The 409-nt window shown below is 51.1% G+C and carries 1 protein-coding gene; it reads right to left on the bottom strand.

Annotated elements, in window-relative coordinates:
- The coding region (rimM, locus tag EVJ33_RS15285; RefSeq protein ID WP_201739732.1) for a ribosome maturation factor RimM at positions 1–409 on the bottom strand (409 nt) is incomplete at both ends.

The following is a 409-nucleotide window of genomic DNA, read 5'->3' as shown; positions in this document are numbered from 1 at the left end:
ATCCGGTTTCCATCATATCGACGACTTTACCGAGATCGTAGCCTTCAGTGGTTACTACCTGGCAGCCCATCAGGTCTTTCCAGTAGTAGTCCCCCTCTTCAAGCTGAGGCAGCTGCGATGAATCCACGACAATTTCACAATTCGTCAGCAGGTTCGCCGCATCACGATCGTCAACGCCTTTCAGCTTGATGATCATGTCCTGATTGTGGTGCTTCCAGCTTTCCAGCTGGACTTGCTGCCACTGACCCGCCTTCTGGATAAACCAGGGCTGATAGTCAAAAATGCTTTCGGCGTCTTCGGTGGAAGAAAACACTCTGAGCCACCCACGAATACCGTAAGACGAACCCATTTTTCCCAAAACGATGGGATCAACAGGTGCTTGCGCGGTGAGTTGTTTGCTCATCGTGAC

The sequence above is a fragment of the Exiguobacterium sp. SL-10 genome (genome assembly GCF_004337025.1).
In the GTDB taxonomy this organism is placed as follows: domain Bacteria; phylum Bacillota; class Bacilli; order Exiguobacteriales; family Exiguobacteriaceae; genus Exiguobacterium.
The sequence above is the reverse complement of the archived record's forward strand: the minus strand, read 5'-3'. Positions and strand labels throughout refer to the sequence as shown.